The following is a 1704-nucleotide window of genomic DNA, read 5'->3' on the forward strand; positions in this document are numbered from 1 at the left end:
ACTATCAGTTGGTAATACAATTTCCCGGTGAAACAGAAGAAGACTTCGACTTGCTTATTGAAATGGAAGACAAATTAGAAGAGGGGCTTGATTCAACGGCTGATGTTGACGGGCATGATTTCGGTAGCGAAGAAATGAACATCTTCATCTATAGCTCTAAACCAGAAGGGTGCCTTGAGCAGGTGAAAACCATACTTACAGGTATGACGGATATTTCTACGATGAAAGCGGCATTTAGACACGTTGATTCAGAAGACTTTACTATTCTGTGGCCCAAAGGGCTGAAACAATTTGACGTTAAATAGGCTTATTGTAACTACGACATTCATCAAGGTTTAATGTTACAAAGAGGGGAGCTGCTAACCGAGCTTTACATGAAGCCTACAAAACGCAGCTAAGACAACAAATGTCAAAGCCGAGTGTGAATAACCCACAACTTAAAAAGATCGTTGATGGGCTTTATAGACCTAATGCCAAAGTTGGTAGCGGTAGCACTGCTGATGCAATTAGGCATGAGTTATCTACTGGGCAAGCTGTTGGTGGTCGTTTCCATTCACAAAAAGGAGCTGACTCGATACGAGCCCTTGAAAAGTGGAGTGGTAATAACCCTAAAGCTAGCCCTGGTGATCGTGCCGCTGCCGAAAATATTGTTTCGGATCTACGTAATGCATTAGGACACTAAATGATTGTTAATGAAAATTGTATGAAACTTATTTTAAATAAAGTTCCTGAGTTTGAGCTGGCTTGGCAGGCACATTTGGAATTCTGGGGAGATGAGAAAGCAGGTTTGTCTAATGACCTTTCAGAATTTGCATCTTATTTAGTCGATAATATTGAAACGCTCTCTATTGATAAACGACAGGATATATTTCTGTTTATTGAAACTTGCTTGAATGAAGGTGATGAAAGTGTCAAGGATGCTGTAGCAACCTGTCTATTAGAAAACCTTCTCAATGCTGTTTCTGAAGGACGAGTCGATTCTAAGTTATTCGTTAATTTGCTAGGTCAAGAATCCAAGAAGTTTTGTAAGTCATGGGATGAATTTACAGGAGTCAAAACTCCTGGTCTCTAGAGTTAATTAGCCCGCAATCGCGGGCTTTTTAATGCGCCGCTTGCTGAATCACCGTATCTAACATCTCCATCACAAACTGCTGCTTTGCCCTTGGCAAAAGCAAATGAATGGTGGAAAGCTGAAGATTCTGGCGCGAGGCGAAAAGAAAGACATGTTGAAGTTAGAGCGGGATCTTCATGAAACTCTTCCGATCGGGCCAGAAGAAGGTCAGAAATTCTATATCAAGAAGCAAGTGGCTAAAGGGCTCAAGCCGCCACCTTCTGGAGACTAAGATGAACTATCAGTTGGTAATACAATTTCCCGGTGAAACAGAAGAAGACTTCGACTTGCTTATTGAAATGGAAGACAAATTAGAAGAGGGGCTTGATTCAACGGCTGATGTTGACGGGCATGATTTCGGTAGCGAAGAAATGAACATCTTCATCTATAGCTCTAAACCAGAAGGGTGCCTTGAGCAGGTGAAAACCATACTTACAGGTATGACGGATATTTCTACGATGAAAGCGGCATTTAGACACGTTGATTCAGAAGACTTTACTATTCTGTGGCCCAAAGGGCTGAAACAATTTGACGTTAAATAGGCTTATTGTAACTACGACATTCATCAAGGTTTAATGTTACAAAGAGGGGAG

The 1704-nt window shown here is 41.3% G+C and carries 5 protein-coding genes; all 5 read left to right on the plus strand.

Features of this window, described 5'->3' with window-relative positions:
- Window positions 1–305, plus strand: a 305-nt coding sequence (locus tag ACED45_RS23965; RefSeq protein ID WP_371715204.1) for a hypothetical protein, incomplete at its 5' end; no start/stop codon positions are given.
- A gap of 101 nt (window positions 306–406) precedes the next feature.
- Window positions 407–682 carry a hypothetical protein gene (locus ACED45_RS23970; protein ID WP_371715205.1) on the plus strand — a complete coding sequence of 92 codons (276 nt, stop codon included), beginning with the start codon at window positions 407–409 and terminating at the stop codon, window positions 680–682.
- The gene (locus ACED45_RS23975) at window positions 683–1072 is read left to right on the plus strand and encodes a DUF7674 family protein (RefSeq protein ID WP_371715206.1); all 390 of its coding nucleotides are present in this window, start codon (window positions 683–685) and stop codon (window positions 1070–1072) included.
- 103 nt (window positions 1073–1175) lie between these two features.
- The gene (locus ACED45_RS23980) at window positions 1176–1343 is read left to right on the plus strand and encodes a hypothetical protein (protein ID WP_371715207.1); all 168 of its coding nucleotides are present in this window, start codon (window positions 1176–1178) and stop codon (window positions 1341–1343) included.
- A gap of 1 nt (window position 1344) precedes the next feature.
- Entirely contained in the window at window positions 1345–1653 is a 309-nt protein-coding gene (locus ACED45_RS23985; RefSeq protein ID WP_102556867.1) for a hypothetical protein, read from the plus strand.
- Window positions 1654–1704 lie beyond the last annotated feature (51 nt).

It is taken from the genome of Vibrio crassostreae, from assembly GCF_041439375.1.
Taxonomy (GTDB): domain Bacteria; phylum Pseudomonadota; class Gammaproteobacteria; order Enterobacterales; family Vibrionaceae; genus Vibrio; species Vibrio crassostreae_D.

Excerpts from the sequence above, each read along its gene's own strand:
- ACED45_RS23970 (WP_371715205.1), top strand. The coding sequence starts at position 407 with ATGTCAAAGCCGAGTGTGAATAACCCACAACTTAAAAAGATCGTTGAT.
- ACED45_RS23985 (WP_102556867.1), top strand. The coding sequence starts at position 1,345 with ATGAACTATCAGTTGGTAATACAATTTCCCGGTGAAACAGAAGAAGAC.
- ACED45_RS23980 (WP_371715207.1), top strand. The coding sequence starts at position 1,176 with ATGAATGGTGGAAAGCTGAAGATTCTGGCGCGAGGCGAAAAGAAAGAC.
- ACED45_RS23975 (WP_371715206.1), top strand. The coding sequence starts at position 683 with ATGATTGTTAATGAAAATTGTATGAAACTTATTTTAAATAAAGTTCCT.